The organism is Janthinobacterium sp. BJB426, from assembly GCF_002735705.1.
Lineage (GTDB): Bacteria > Pseudomonadota > Gammaproteobacteria > Burkholderiales > Burkholderiaceae_D > Janthinobacterium.
Genome location: NZ_PDZL01000013.1, coordinates 132,865 through 146,399 on the forward strand (window position 1 = coordinate 132,865; position 13,535 = coordinate 146,399).

The 13,535-nt window shown below is 57.6% G+C and carries 15 protein-coding genes; 8 read left to right on the plus strand and 7 right to left on the minus strand.

Going from position 1 to position 13,535, the window contains the following annotated elements:
• Positions 1-28: 28 nt before the first annotated feature.
• Together CSQ93_RS19905 and CSQ93_RS19910 are read right to left on the minus strand one after the other, a co-directional pair.
• Entirely contained in the window at positions 29-454 is a 426-nt protein-coding gene (locus CSQ93_RS19905) for a hypothetical protein (RefSeq protein ID WP_233516269.1), read from the minus strand.
• 27 nt (positions 455-481) lie between these two features.
• Entirely contained in the window at positions 482-907 is a 426-nt protein-coding gene (locus tag CSQ93_RS19910) for a hypothetical protein (RefSeq protein ID WP_099379520.1), read from the minus strand.
• Between the two features lie 134 nt (positions 908-1,041).
• Between CSQ93_RS19910 and CSQ93_RS19915 the strand changes: the two genes are divergently transcribed.
• On the plus strand, positions 1,042-1,563 hold the full coding sequence (locus tag CSQ93_RS19915) for a DUF1993 domain-containing protein (protein ID WP_099379521.1): 522 nt from the start codon (positions 1,042-1,044) through the stop codon (positions 1,561-1,563).
• A complete protein-coding gene (locus CSQ93_RS19920; protein WP_099379522.1) occupies positions 1,547-2,278 on the plus strand; it encodes a DUF1566 domain-containing protein in 732 nt (243 codons plus the stop codon). Before CSQ93_RS19915 ends, CSQ93_RS19920 begins: the two co-directional genes overlap by 17 nt.
• Positions 2,279-2,303: 25 nt before the next feature.
• Here CSQ93_RS19920 and CSQ93_RS19925 read toward each other — a convergent pair whose 3' ends face one another.
• Positions 2,304-3,020, minus strand: a complete 717-nt coding sequence (locus CSQ93_RS19925) for an SDR family oxidoreductase (RefSeq protein WP_099379523.1) — start codon at positions 3,018-3,020, stop codon at positions 2,304-2,306.
• A gap of 151 nt (positions 3,021-3,171) precedes the next feature.
• Here CSQ93_RS19925 and CSQ93_RS19930 point away from each other — a divergent pair, with 151 nt between their 5' ends.
• Positions 3,172-4,476 (plus strand): MFS transporter, encoded by a 1,305-nt coding sequence (locus CSQ93_RS19930; protein ID WP_099379524.1) that lies wholly within the window; start codon positions 3,172-3,174, stop codon positions 4,474-4,476.
• A 56-nt stretch (positions 4,477-4,532) separates the two neighbouring features.
• Here CSQ93_RS19930 and CSQ93_RS19935 read toward each other — a convergent pair whose 3' ends face one another.
• A complete protein-coding gene (locus CSQ93_RS19935; protein ID WP_158301297.1) occupies positions 4,533-4,946 on the minus strand; it encodes an SMI1/KNR4 family protein in 414 nt (137 codons plus the stop codon).
• Positions 4,947-5,333: 387 nt separating this feature from the next.
• On the opposite strand from CSQ93_RS19935, the gene CSQ93_RS19940 reads away from it, so the two are divergent.
• Both CSQ93_RS19940 and CSQ93_RS19945 read left to right on the plus strand, forming a co-directional pair.
• A complete protein-coding gene (locus CSQ93_RS19940) occupies positions 5,334-6,914 on the plus strand; it encodes an isocitrate lyase (RefSeq protein ID WP_099379526.1) in 1,581 nt (526 codons plus the stop codon).
• Between the two features lie 248 nt (positions 6,915-7,162).
• The gene (locus CSQ93_RS19945; RefSeq protein ID WP_099379527.1) at positions 7,163-7,468 is read left to right on the plus strand and encodes a type II toxin-antitoxin system HicB family antitoxin; all 306 of its coding nucleotides are present in this window, start codon (positions 7,163-7,165) and stop codon (positions 7,466-7,468) included.
• Between the two features lie 18 nt (positions 7,469-7,486).
• On the opposite strand, the gene CSQ93_RS19950 is transcribed toward CSQ93_RS19945, so the two are convergent.
• On the minus strand, positions 7,487-7,921 hold the full coding sequence (locus CSQ93_RS19950) for an STY0301 family protein (RefSeq protein WP_158301298.1): 435 nt from the start codon (positions 7,919-7,921) through the stop codon (positions 7,487-7,489).
• A gap of 10 nt (positions 7,922-7,931) precedes the next feature.
• Positions 7,932-8,318 (minus strand): BPSL0067 family protein, encoded by a 387-nt coding sequence (locus tag CSQ93_RS19955; protein ID WP_099379529.1) that lies wholly within the window; start codon positions 8,316-8,318, stop codon positions 7,932-7,934.
• Positions 8,319-10,105: 1,787 nt separating this feature from the next.
• Between CSQ93_RS19955 and CSQ93_RS19965 the strand changes: the two genes are divergently transcribed.
• Genes CSQ93_RS19965 through CSQ93_RS19975 form a run of 3 tightly spaced genes read left to right on the plus strand, consistent with a single transcriptional unit; the run spans position 10,106 to position 12,347 of the window.
• Positions 10,106-10,690, plus strand: coding sequence for a hypothetical protein (locus CSQ93_RS19965; RefSeq protein WP_070291182.1), 585 nt, complete (start codon positions 10,106-10,108; stop codon positions 10,688-10,690).
• Entirely contained in the window at positions 10,687-11,832 is a 1,146-nt protein-coding gene (locus CSQ93_RS19970; RefSeq protein ID WP_099379531.1) for an ImmA/IrrE family metallo-endopeptidase, read from the plus strand. The genes CSQ93_RS19965 and CSQ93_RS19970 overlap by 4 nt, the downstream gene beginning before the upstream one ends.
• Positions 11,829-12,347, plus strand: a complete 519-nt coding sequence (locus CSQ93_RS19975) for a hypothetical protein (protein ID WP_099379532.1) — start codon at positions 11,829-11,831, stop codon at positions 12,345-12,347. The genes CSQ93_RS19970 and CSQ93_RS19975 overlap by 4 nt, the downstream gene beginning before the upstream one ends.
• On the opposite strand, the gene CSQ93_RS19980 is transcribed toward CSQ93_RS19975, so the two are convergent.
• Complete coding sequence (locus CSQ93_RS19980) at positions 12,321-13,478, minus strand: hypothetical protein (protein WP_233516270.1); 1,158 nt, start codon at positions 13,476-13,478, stop codon at positions 12,321-12,323. The two genes, CSQ93_RS19975 and CSQ93_RS19980, sit on opposite strands and share 27 nt — an antisense overlap.
• Positions 13,479-13,535 lie beyond the last annotated feature (57 nt).

Sequence of the window (13,535 nt, forward strand, 5' to 3'; positions counted from 1 at the left end):
GACCGCCCTGCAACAGGCCACGTCGATGTCAGAACACGCCAGCCTTGCCCGCATCAAACGCTTGCTTCCACAGATGGTAGCCCTCCAGTTCGCTTTCATGAATGGGTTCATGGCCAATCAATGACTGCCCCTCCGCCGCGCCCGGACTGCGATTTGGAGCGTGGCCTATCCTGACCGTCCAGCTGCCATCCAGCGCAGCGGCCTGCGCCTCCTCGGCCGTGTCGAACTCGTATTCGCCGTATGCACAGCCGATGATCAGCAGGTAATCGTCCTCCGTTGCTACGATATCCTTGCCGCCCAAGTAAATCGCCTCGCCGCACCCGACTTCGATCGCATCGATCATCAATACCTTGGAAACAGAAAATTTGCCGCCCTCGTCTTGGGAAAGCAGCAGATCTCCTTGCTTGAAAGGAAAAGTCTTATAGTCGGGCGGGAAGAAATTTCCTGCAATCATGTGTATTCCTATCAGTTTATATTTACATTAATCTTCATCGGCCAGCGCCGCTTGCAAGCTGGCCTGAAACACGGCCTCGATCATCTCCCCCAGTCCCGGCCACACCTGCGTCAGCCAGCGCTTGCCCTCTGCGCTTACCTCCACATATGGTGCGTCGCGCGTGGCGCAGGCCAGGCCAATCGCGATGACTTGTCCCGCATCTTCCAGCCCGCCCGCAACCATGGCGGCGATGGGCATGGCGATCAGCTCAGCGGTCAAATGCGGACGAAGCAGACAGGCGGGCGCGATGATGGCGAACGATGCTTCCGCATAACTCCAGCAATTGGTGGGCCAGTGGGCGTTTTTCACATTTTCCAGGAAGACAGCATCACTGAGCGTTTCCGGATGGACTTGCGCTTGCGCATAGAAGGCGGCAAGGACGACGAGTTGTGGCGGGGAAGTCCAGGTGGGCATCAAGCATGATCCAGAGGGCGCCGCTCCTGCTTGGCGGCAATGGCGGACTGTAGCATGTTCAAGCGGCACGCTGAAACACGGCTGGCATAGGCATAATGCCGGTATTGCTCTCGCCTTTTTACTTGAGGAAATCCATGTCGGTCTACGCCATCACCATCCCCTGCTTTGCGCAGATGCTGCGCTCCCTGACGACGCTGTTAATTAAAGGCGAAGAACGCGCCCAGGCGCTGGGTTTCGATCCGCAAAACCTGCTCGATGCGCGCCTGGCGCCCGACATGCACACCCTGGCGCGGCAGGTGGAATTCACGTGCACCCAGGCGCAGGAAGCCGTGTGCCGGCTGACGCAGCAGGCGCTGCCCCGGCTCGCCACGCCCGCCAGCATGCGAGAAGCCAAGGTGCTGATCGAGAACACCCTGGAACTGCTCGCTGCGGCGGACCGCGCAGCCATCGACGCGGGTGCAGAGCAGCCAGTGTCGATCACCCTGGCCGGCGGCTTGACCTTCGACATGACGGGCCAGGAATACGCGGTCAACTGGGCCACGCCGCAATTCTATTTTCACCTGGTGACAGCCTACAACATCCTGCGCCATAACGGCGTGCCGCTCGGCAAGGCCGAGTATGTACAACATATGTTTGCCTATGCACGCCAGGTATAAGGACCAGGACGCCGTTGCCGGCGAACTCTACGCGGGCATCATGCCTGGCCAGGATGGCGGCGCCAGCTACCAGCTGTTCCTGCTGCCCGGCGAGGCCAGCGCCCTGCCCTGGCAAGACGCGCTAGCCTGGGCCGCGGAGCGCGACGCCTGCCTGCCGACGCGCAGCGAACTAGCCTTGCTGCACGCCAACTTGCGCCACGCCTTCCCGGATGCCTGGTACTGGTCGTCGGAAGCGGACGCCATCCTGCCCCGCATGGCCTGGAGCCACGATTTCGACAACGGCACCCAATATAATTTTCGCAAGACTTATTCAGGCCGTGCCTGCGCCGTGCGACGGGTCAACTTGGCGCCAGTGGCCGCCGCGCCCGTCCCACTGCAGCCGGGCGAACGCTACGCCGGCCTGATCCTCGGCACGGATGGCGCGCCCGATTACCACCTGGTGCTGCAACCGGACGAGTGCGAGCTGGAGAACCATTCCTGGCAAGCCGCATCAAACTGGGCTGCAAGCCTCGGCCACAGCCTGCCGGATCGGCGCGAGCAGACCTTGCTGTATGCGACATTGAAAGACGCATTCCGGCCCAACTGGCACTGGTCGAGCGAGCCGGGCGACATCGAGGGCGAAACCTGGTGCAAGGATTTTGACACGGGCGTTGCCTATCAGAATGCGCGCGAATTTGACGGTTATGCGCGCTGCGTGCGCAGAGTGTTTGCCTGAAGCCTACGGCAAAGACACATAAACTCTAGAAACGCTCGTCGCGCAGCGCCGGCATCACCAGTTCGCGCACGAACGAGGCATTCGACAGGCTCAGCAGCATGCGCACGACGGCAACGACGTCATGCACGGGAATCAGCTCGCCCTCGCCCCGCGCGGCGGCGTCCGCCAGCGGCACGGACAAGCCATCGTAGGTATTCAGGTAGCCCAGCTGCAGCGCCGTCACGGCCAGCCCCTGTACACGGAAACCTTCGCGCAAGGCGTCGGCGATGCCGTTCAAGGCGAATTTCGAGGCGCTGAACGTCACTTCCGGACGGCCGCTCTGGCGCAGGCCGGACGTCGACCCCGTGAGTATCAGCTGCGGCTTGCTGCTGGCCAGCAATCTCGGCACCAGGCGCTTGAGCAGCAATATCGTCGCCGTGATGTTGGTATTGACCATGTCGACGATGGTGTCGTCCGCATCGCCGAGGAAAGCGTAGTCGTCGCTGAACGCCTTTTCTTCCCACACGCCCAGGTTGTAGATCACGGCGTCCAGCGCGCCGGGTGCTTCGCGCGCGATGCGTTCGACGGCCTCGGCCGGTGCAGCCAGGTCCGCCGCGATCCATTGCAGCTGGGTACCCTGGCCGGCAGGCAAGTCGGCAGGTTGCTGGCGCGATACGCCGATGACGGCATGACCGTCAGCGAGCAAACCGTCCACCAGCGCGCGTCCCAGGCCCCGGCTGGCGCCCACGATCATGATGTGCATACTGTGTCCTTTCCAATGAAGTCAACGCTGATGATAGCGGCGTTGTATTAAGCACAGCTGAGGCGACTGCCCATCCCCCCGCATTTACTCACGCGGCGGAAATGCGTATGCTAGGTCTGGCAATCTCCGATAACACACAAGAACGAGACACATGCCTACTTCCGACACCGCCGCAAGCAACGCTGCAACACGCCCCCTCACCCAACAAGACTATAAAACCCTGTCGCTGGCCGCCCTCGGCGGCGCGCTGGAATTCTACGATTTCATCATCTTCGTCTTCTTTGCCAATGCCATCGGCCAGTTGTTCTTCCCGCCGGAAATGCCGGAATGGCTGCGCTTGCTGCAAACCTTCGGCATCTTCGCCGCCGGCTACGTCGTGCGTCCGCTGGGCGGCATCGTCATGGCCCACTTCGGCGACTTGCTCGGCCGCAAGCGCATGTTCACCCTCTCCATCCTGATGATGGCCGTGCCGACCTTGCTGATCGGCCTGCTGCCGACGTATGCCACCATCGGCCTGGCCGCCCCGCTGCTGCTGTTGTTGATGCGCATCTTCCAGGGCGCGGCCGTGGGCGGCGAAGTGCCGGGCGCCTGGGTGTTTGTGTCCGAACACGTACCGAGCCGTTTCACGGGCTTTGCCTGCGGCGTGCTGACGGCCGGCCTGACCGTGGGTATTTTGCTCGGTTCCCTCGTCGCGACGGGCTTGAACACCGTCTACACGCCAGCAAAAATCACCGATGGCGCCTGGCGCTACCCGTTCCTGCTGGGCGGTATCTTTGGTTTTGGCGCCATGTATCTGCGCCGCTGGCTGCATGAAACCCCGGTGTTTGCGGAAATGCAGCAGCGCAAGGCGCTGGCGACGGAAATGCCTTTGAAATCCGTGCTGCGCAGCCACCGCGGCGCCGTCGTCGTATCGATGCTGCTGACGTGGATGCTGTCGGCCGGCATCGTCGTCGTCATCCTGATGACGCCGGCCCTGCTGCAAAAGATCCACCACATAGCGCCGCGCACCACCCTGGTCGCCAATACCGTGGCAACACTCTGCCTGGCCTTCGGCTGCATCATCGCCGGCATGCTGGCCGACCGCCTGGGCGGCAAGCGCGTGATCTTCGTCGGTTCCGTGCTGCTGGCCATCAGTACGTATATTTTCTACACCACCGTCGGCACCCGCCCCGACCTGCTGCTGCCCCTGTACGCGATGACGGGCCTGTTCGTCGGCGTCGTCGGCGCCGTGCCCTACGTGCTGGTGCAAGCGTTCCCGGCACAGGTGCGCTTCTCGGGACTGTCGTTTTCCTACAACTTGTCGTACGCGATTTTCGGCGGCCTGACGCCCGTGGTCGTGACCCTGATGCTGAAGAACAACGTGCTGGGTCCCGCCTATTACGTGATCGGCGTATGCGTAGTGGGCATGCTGACGGCGCTGTTTATCAAGGATCAGCGGCAGACGGTGGGACGCTAGATTTGGGCAGCGCGCGGGCTTGCCTCGTGCGCTGCAGCAGTTGCCCCGGTAAGCGATCAGGAAAATAGCAACAGGAAGTCGTCAAAGGAGTTTGAAATCTTCCGCCAGTAATCATCGTCCCACAAGATGATGGATGGTGCGCCCCGGGCACCCCTGAAATCGAGACAGAATGGACTGCCGTCACCGGCCATGCCGAAACAAATGATTTCTGTAAAATCAACGATGTCCGGCATGGCTCCCGGGCCAGCACTGCCGCTTCCAGGCTCCCCATAGCAGCCATCGCAGACGAAATACGCCCCCAGCTGCGCTGTCCGGGTAGTCAATTCGACGGCATCCGTATAGATGTGCGCCAACTCCGTCTGCAGAACGCGACCGAAAGAATCGAGCTCCTCCTTCAACCTCAAATTGCAGAATCCTGCCGCGTCCCGATATCTTGCCGCAAAAGCAATATACTCGACGGGTAAATCCATACCGTTAATCTGCATCGCTGACGTTACCTTTCACAAGCGGATCATGATATTAAAACAAATGTACCGCTACGCCACCTTCGGGTGGCTTTTTTTTCGCCCCGATTTGTCGCGCTGCACCAAATTCTGAAAAGGCGTTTCACATCGCGAAATTCCGGACAACAGACTCAGCCATTGATGCTCTCACTTTTTGAAAATTCATTTCACATCCTGAAAAATAATAATTAAGCCATTGAAAAACAAAGACTTAATTTAAGTTATATGTCTTATATAAGACTTGAACATCGACGCCAATCGGCCTACTATTTAGTCATGCAGTTTGCTTCGACAAGACGTTGTGGCGCACTCGGCGATTTTCTCAAACATTGCTTTTCTTTTTAGGAGATTCACATGTCCCAATATCAAGACGACATCAAGGCTGTTGCAGGTTTGAAAGACCAACAAGGCAGCGCCTGGAACGCCATCAATCCCGAGTCCGCCGCCCGCATGCGCGCCCAGAACAAGTTCAAGACCGGCCTGGACATCGCCCGCTACACGGCGAAGATCATGCGCAACGACATGGCAGCCTACGATGCGGACCCATCCAAGTACACCCAGTCGCTGGGCTGCTGGCATGGTTTCATCGGTCAACAGAAGATGATCTCGATCAAGAAGCACTTCAACAGCACCGACCGCCGCTACCTCTACCTGTCCGGCTGGATGGTCGCCGCCCTGCGCTCCGAGTTCGGCCCGCTGCCAGACCAGTCGATGCACGAAAAAACCGCCGTCACCAGCCTGATCCGCGAGCTGTACACCTTCCTGCGCCAGGCCGATGCACGCGAACTGGGCGGCCTGTTCCGCCAGCTGGACGCGGCCCAAGGTGATGCCAAGCAAGCCATCCAGGCCAAGATCGACGGCCACGTCACCCACGTCGTGCCCATCATCGCCGACATCGACGCCGGTTTCGGCAATGCAGAAGCCACCTATTTGCTGGCGAAACAGTTCATCGAAGCGGGCGCCTGCTGCATCCAGATCGAAAACCAGGTATCCGACGAGAAACAATGCGGCCACCAGGACGGTAAAGTCACGGTGCCGCACGAAGACTTCCTCGCCAAGATCCGCGCCATCCGCTACGCCTTCCTGGAGCTGGGCGTGGACGACGGCATCATCGTCGCCCGCACGGACTCCTTGGGCGCCGGCCTGACCAAGCAGATCGCCGTCACCAATGAACCAGGCGACCTGGGCGACCAATACAACTCCTTCCTCGACTGCGAAGAAGTGTCGGCCGATGCGCTGGGCAATGGCGACGTCATCCTCAAGCGCGAAGGCAAGCTGCTGCGTCCAAAACGCCTGCCGAGCAACCTGTTCCAGTTCCGCGCCGGTTCCGGCGAAGAGCGTTGCGTGCTCGACTGCATCACCTCGCTGCAAAACGGCGCCGACCTGCTGTGGATCGAAACGGAAAAACCGCATATCGCGCAAATCGGCGGCATGGTCAGCGAAATCCGCAAGGTCATCCCGAACGCCAAGCTGGTGTACAACAACAGCCCATCGTTCAACTGGACCCTGAACTTCCGCCAGCAAATTTTCGATGGCATGAAAGCGGCAGGCAAGGACGTGTCCGCCTACGACCGCGCCCAGCTGATGAGCGTGGAATATGACCAGACGGAACTGGCGATCGCCGCCGACGAGAAAATCCGCACCTTCCAGGCCGACTCGGCCCGCGAAGCCGGCATCTTCCACCACCTGATCACCCTGCCGACTTACCACACGGCAGCCTTGTCGACCGACAACCTGGCCAAGGAATACTTCGGCGACCAGGGCATGCTGGGCTACGTGGCTGGCGTGCAGCGCAAGGAAATCCGCCAGGGCATCGCCTGCGTGAAACATCAAAACATGTCCGGCTCGGACATCGGCGACGACCACAAGGATTACTTCAGCGGCGAAGCGGCGCTGAAGGCGGCTGGCAAAGACAACACCATGAACCAGTTCTGAGATTTTGGTTTGGCTGTAGAGTGAGAAAGCCCGCTTCGGCGGGCTTTTTTTCGTCTGAACGTTGCGTAATGTCAGCTTCGTAGGTCGGCTTAGCGGAACGCGTAAGCCGACATGCATGGCCGCTGGCGCGAATTGGCGGGTTGCTTGTTAAGTACAAAAACCGCTTCTGCGATCTTTATTGCATTTGAACTCTGGTCTCGCAAGGACAATGCTGAAATACACGCTCAACTCAATCACAGGGAGCAACCATGCATATTCCCGTTGTCATTTTTAAAGATGCAGCCAGCGTGTACGGTGTAAACGTCCCCGGCATCCAAGGCGTCCACTCGTGGGGCGACAGCGTGGAAAACGCGCTCAACAACGTCCGGGCAGCCATCACCAGCCACATCGAGACACTGCTGGAACTGGGCGAACCCGTGGATATCACGCAAAGCAAGATTGTAGCCCTGCAGGCAAATCCTGAGCATGCGGGTGGCATCTGGGCATTGGTCACCTCGACCTTGAAAAGCTCGATAGCAAATCGTGAGAATGCCTGCATCTGCGCCAGGCGATAGCGCCGCTACCAAAATCACTTACCGGCAATCGATATCGATCTCGTTCTGCCCAGCCTTGCCGCCTTTCCTGTAGGTAAATTCGCAAAGGCTGACACTGTCGTCCATGCGTCTCGACAGCGTTACCTCACCATGCGCGCCGTAGCTGCATTGCAACCATTTACCGTCTGGATAGCGGCCTTCCAGACGGTAGCTGAGCGCCGTGTGCCCTTTCTTCTTGCGCTCCCCGCTCGGTACCAGCTGCCCCCTGCGCTCCGGGGCGCCATCGATGGGCGCTGCAGCGCTCAGATAGAGCGGACTGTCGATATACGGCGTCCAGCCAGCTGGTACGCCGGTCAGGCTGATCGATGTCGCAGGCACGCTCTCCGGGCAAGCATAAAAGACGGGCATCGCAGCCTGCGCGAGTACCGGGAAAAGGCAGCAGGCGACGCCGCTCAACAAACGTTTATATTGCATGAGCACTCCGCTATTCGATGACGAAAAAAGCATCGGCATTGTTGCTGGGGTCGATATGCAAGCCATTCTTGTACTGGCCTTTGGAACGCAAGGTGCGCGAAGTTACGATACCTGGGCGCTTGCCCGTCCACTGATCCATGACGAGGATACCGTCCGAGGTCTGCCCCATGTACAGGGCTGCGTGATTGCCTTGTTGATGATTCGCATACTTACCATTGATAAACGTGGCAATGGCCGTGCCCTTGCGCAGCAAGCGATTTCCCAGCACTGCCGCCCCCTGCTTCCAGGCCGATGTGGCAGGCGCACCCGTGTAGTGGCGGACCAGCGCAACGCATTGATGGTTGCCGACCATGGTGGTTTTTTCCAGGTCGGTGACTTTTGTGTAGGCGTAGGACATGGGGTTCTCCGGGGTTGGTGGGAGAGGCTTACGATACATGGGGGAAACTATGGGGGGATTGAGGTGGGATAAGGTTTGAGGGGGCTTGGGATATTCGGGGTGGCGAGCTGGGATGTTCCGCAGATGCCGAGTGCTGCTCAAAAATGGGAGAGGGGGATTCCTATCATCCGGGAAAGGCCCCACCAATACCGCGTCTCAATCGTCCAGAACTTCGGAATGCCCCCAACCATGCCCCTTCGGCCAAAACCAGAGTAAAGACAATGGATGGCACTCCTCACTACTAGTTGTCCTGCCTGTACAGCAAATCGTGCTCGCCGGAATGGAATGCTCTATGACGATCTCTCGCGGGACACAAAATGTTCCTCGGTGGTCCCTCAAGCGGGCTCTTGCTCGCCAGTTCGGTGCGTATTCTCATCAGAACGGCCACCGATTCTTGCTCCAGTACGGCCACTAGCTCCTATATCAATGCGGCTAGCACCGAGTCCTGCGTGAGCCACCAATTTCTACTCAAGCCTCGACTCTAGTCCCTGCTTCATACCGCAAGCCGCCGACTCCTGCTCATGCCACTGATCCGTGTCACAAGCGGCCACAAATACCCACGTAGACGATGATTCTTGCTAGGATAGCTTAACTGTCCCTATTGGCATCGTTGATTTCGCGCTGGTATGAATGTGGCGATTTCTGAACCGATGCCTTTTCCACAATCGGTATGCATCTCTCACTTGAAGCGGAGGTGTCTATGGATGTACTGTACTTTCTGCAAGACCATACGAAGTTCATTCGCAACTTTCACAACGTCGCAATCGCGCCATTTGAGAGCAGGGAAAAATACGAGCTCAAGAAGATCCTTTTATTCCGCCTTATAGTGAGGATGGGGAACCAGCATTTTTGGCAAAATGGTCTGAAGCAGAGACAGCGATACAGGTCGTCGGCCGGACCTGCATTTCGTTACTGTCCAATACCTTTAAACTGTACCTCAACACGTGGAGTGCGCAGTTAGGCATCCAAGACAAAGGCAAAAAGGGAGAGAGCCCCTTGGATCGATTTCGTCGTGTCCTTTCGATACACGGGGTCCATCTCAACTGGGTTGAATGTCCCGCCGACGCTGGAATCATTGAGCAGATGATATTTGCCCGCAATCGCGAGCAACATCCAGAAATGATAGGGACACTTTCGATTCAGCACGACCAAAATACGTTGGACAAATATCCGAGGCCCTTGTTCATCAATCCGGAAGAGCTAAGATGGTTGCTTCCGTCCAACGATGATTGGAATAGAGGCTATTTGATAAACCCATCACTGCACATAACCCGGCAGTCGCTGGAAGAAGCCATATGTGCAGTCGAAATATTGGCCGCCTGGCTAGAACCGAAACTTGTTCACGCTAAGTACGCAAACTGAAGCTTTAAGGATGCCAATGTCGGGCAGCATAACGGACCAAGGCACCTTCTTGTCGATATTGAGTGGCCTTCTGGTCCCAAATGGTTTCGCGACACCTCGACATTGGCGGTCACCATTCTGGAACTTCAAGCGCGTTTCCCCGTATCCCAAATGGCATCTGCGAGTACGGCATTAATCTCATTCAGGCGACTATCGGACAAATCCAAGTGTTCACTCCACCCGGATGTTGACCTGACGGCGCTGCTCCGTTTCCCGGCAACTAGGTGAGAAATATCCCAAGCTAAATATGCCCATGTAGCCAATAGACAACTTTCTCGACGGCTTGCTTGCAATATTTTGAATACTGTTCAAAATAACAGCACTTATTCGTTAAAGTGAGAGATGCCATGTCCAGCTACATTTTCATTTCGCCAGGTTCTGATCCGGGCATGGGGCGGCCACTGGCGGACCCGATTTTGCGCGCCGGCGCCAGGCCCACCATGGGGACTTGCCGACCTGACCTGCGCCGATTGGTGAAACTGGGCGACCATATCTTTGTCATCAGCGGCAGCATGGGAAAGCGTGTCAATCAGTATGTCATTGGCGGTCTTGAAATTGACAGCAAGCTCGAAGACCAGATCGCGGCCTTTGATGCGTTTCCTGAGAACCGCCTGACCTTCGATGAGTCCGGCCAGAGGCATGGCAACATCATCGTTACCGCCGAAGGGTTGCATGACCCGCGCGATAGCCACGGGAATTTTGACAAGCGGATCAGAAATTACTTGGTCGGGAAAAATCCGGTGGCATTGGAGACTCCGCGAGAGATTGAACTTGGCCGCGAGCGATCGGTCTCAATACTGTCGAATGTCTTTGACAAGCCCGAGGCCACCACAATCCGACAAATCATCGGGCGATTCAGAAAGCTTTCAGATGACCAAGCCTACCGCATCAGGTCCGCCCTCGACGATCTCAAACGGGAGGCGCGATCGTGATTAGCATCGCAGAGCATCTATCGAGCCGTCGCATGACTTGGGATGCTGCTGCCAAAAAATCCGGCCTGTCGTCCGAGCGGCTGCGGCAGGTCGACTCTGGCGCCCAGGCCACGCTCGGAGAAATGAGGCTGATCGCAAAGGTGCTCCGCGTTCCCCTGTCGGCGTTCACTGAGCAAGCTCCCCCAGAGCCCATCAAAATGCTTTTTCGGCAGACCCTCGCGCAACAGGACGTCGCCAAGCAGACATCCGTTGAGCTGCTTTCGGCTCAAATCAGGGACGTGCTGGCTTTCGCATCGGACCTGCCCACTGATTTGCGCTGGTTGGACGCGTTTCGGGGAATGGACCCCAGAACCTCATCAGCGGAAAGCTTCGCCACCGTTTTTAGGAAGCTCTTCTCGCGGGCCGACGCTCTCGAACCGCTGCAGAACCTCTCGCAGATCGCAGCTGAACTTGGCATTTTCATTCTTTTTTGTCGCGACTCCACCATCGAGGGCGTCTCCGCCATCGTTGACAACCGAGCGTTCATTTTCATTGGCGCAAGAACTTTTGCTCCCCGAATGCTGTTCACGCTTGGTCACGAGCTCGGCCATCTCGTCGCTCATCATTCGCGGGCCGGCGAGAATTTCGCTCTTTTCGACTCCGAGGTCGATGGCAACACCATCGAGGGTGTGTCGGGCAGGGAGGAGGAGAAATTCGCTGACGCTTTCGCCTCCTCGCTGCTTCTTCCCAAGGAGGGAGTCATACGCTTCCTAAGCGCAGTCAGGTCCGAACTACAAAGCACCGGCCCGCTAGGAGACATCGAAATTCTTTGGTTGGCCAGGTTCTACAATCTCGGCTTCGAAGTCACCGCTAGGCGATGCGAGCAACTCGGCTTGCTCCCACGAAACGGAGCCAGAGCGCTCTATCAGAAACTCACCGCTGAATTTGGAAACCCCGAAAAGCGGGCAGATGCTTTGGAGCTGCCGCCGAGGGATCAACTTCGAATCGATCCGTCTCCCGTTTTGCTTCGGCATGCCGTGAAAAAAATTAGATCCGGTTCGATGTCGATGGGCAAAGCCGCAGAGTTGCTCAACATGCCCGCCACTGTCCTATTCGCCGCCCACGAAAGCTTTTCCTCCCCGAGCAGAGGCTACTTGGCGTGATAATAATCATCGACGCCTCAACGCTGATCAACCTCGTCAACGGCGAAGTGCTGTTGCGCGTCTTCCATTTGCCTGGGACGCGTTTTTTGATCAGCGGCATGGTCGTCGACGAATCGAAGACGATCGCATCGGTTGTAAAGGGCGCCATCAAGGCCGGCTTCTTAGATCTCTTGGATGGCGAAATGATCTCCATGTCGGATTTCACCAAAGCAAAGGCGGAATTGAACTTGGGCGATGGAGAGACAGAGTGCATCTTGGCGGCAGAGGCCATTCCTTGCCACTTCGCATGCGACGATAGGGCCGCGCGGAACTGCGCCAAGAAGCGGCTCGACTCCGCCAAGGTGATGGGCTCTATTGGGCTGTTGCAGATGACGGTTAAGGCGGCCGTTCTGAGGTCGGACGAGGCAATGGCCGCTTACACAAAGATGATCGCCCATGGCGGATACCTTCCGCCATTGCCGTCCGATCATTTTAACGAGTTTGCCGGCCTAGATTGTCTCAGGTCGCAAACCTAGCGAGTCATTGCGCAGGGGGTTCGGCGAGTTTGAAGCCAATTGGGCTCTCAGCGCGACAAACGGGTTGCAGATGGTTTTTTTCAGCTGTCCCTTTGTTTTGAACATGGCGCCGCATCCGTGGCAAACATGTTCGACGTGGGGAGTATAGGCGTCTGCCCCAGAATCGAAATGTTCCATCGAACATGCCGGACAGCAGATTGATATAATCCTCCCGTCCAGGTGCGGCATCGCGCTCTGCGCCATGTATGTCCGAACATGCTCGGCGTTGAGTTCCCTGCCATCGATCGTCACTTTGGAATAAGTATTGTCGATCTGCGGGACGGCGGCGTCGAGCGACTTGAAGCAATGGAGATGAACGCCGGTCTCCTCCGGCTTGTCGGAGGTCCAAAGGATGGCGGCATTCGAGCCCCATATTTGAATGCCTCCGGGGAAATCGCGCTGATCTATCTGAATTTCTCGCGGCGCCGGAATCTGAACGGAAGGCCCCTTCTCGATCATCATCTTCAAATAGGCCACCGGGTTTCCAACCCCGGGAACCTTGTCCGAAAACTGCTTTCCGCAACCGTGGCATTGATGGCGCTGATGATAGTGCACCGCGAACCAATCGCGATCCAAGTGCGCAAATCCACAATGCCCACACTCCACGGGAATCGTCTTGAATCCGAATACCCCCGACACCATAAAATTAATCGCATCGATCTCGTCGACCTCCGTCCAGCTTCCCGATATCAAATCCCTCGCCAACGGTATCCTCAGCTTTCGATAAGTCCAGTCAATCATTTTCTCGCCATCGAGATCATATCGAGCATGCACGTGGATGCCACGGTCGACTGGCTTCACGGTCGTGTCGAACACCGACGGCACTGAGCCCCACAAGGCCACGCCCCCGGGAAACTCGCTCAGATTCAAATCAAGCGTGTCCTCTTTGCTGATCGGTTCATCGTCCGCCGCGACACATTTCTCCGCTGGCTTGCCGTATTTTGCGGTGGCGTTGGCATGATGTTCGACACACCAGTATCGTGTTCCGCCATCGCGCCGCTTGCCAACACTTACGATCTCACACTGTTGGCCGGTGTAGGCGCGCTTATAGGCCTCGGGATGAAGATTGCCAGCCTCGTCGTCATCGTTCATATGGTCATTCCTTCCCATCGCGATTCTCCAAATGCCAACTCCACAATTCCGTCGACC